The 426-nt window shown below is 67.8% G+C and carries 1 protein-coding gene; it reads right to left on the bottom strand.

Annotation, left to right across the window (positions count from 1 at the left end; translation table 11 throughout):
- Window positions 1–426 (bottom strand): DUF6445 family protein (locus tag EEB19_RS26475; protein ID WP_222929998.1); only part of this gene is annotated, 426 nt, incomplete at both ends.

The raw sequence follows: 426 nt of genomic DNA, 5'->3' as shown, positions 1-426 counted from the left end.
GCACATAGCTGCGGTACAGCAGCGCCCGATTATAGGCGGCATCGACCAGCGCGGTCCGCTCGAACAGCGCGGTATCGTCGGCGATATAGCCGTGCGGCGGCATCGCCGCGACCTCGCGGCCGAGCTGTTCGAAAAAGTCGGGCGCGCGCGTCTCGTCGACCGTCTCGAACCCGGTGGCGCGATGACGGAAGAAGGCGGTCCCGTCGCGGTTCGTCGGCGACAGATAATGGATCAGCGCGATCCGGTCGCGCGCATAGGCATCGACATGCGGCAGCCGTTGCCGGATCTCGAGCGCGTCGGGCGTCACCGTGACGATCGAGAATTGCGCATCGACGACATGGATGCGGCGGCACGACCCGAAATCGCGGCCCAGCGCGCGGGCGATCCGCGGAAGCTGGTCGGTCAGATAGCGCTCGGGCAGCGCCG

This window comes from Gordonia sp. OPL2 (assembly GCF_003797825.1).
GTDB lineage: Bacteria > Actinomycetota > Actinomycetes > Mycobacteriales > Mycobacteriaceae > Gordonia.
This window is presented reverse-complemented; position numbering and strand designations above follow the sequence as displayed.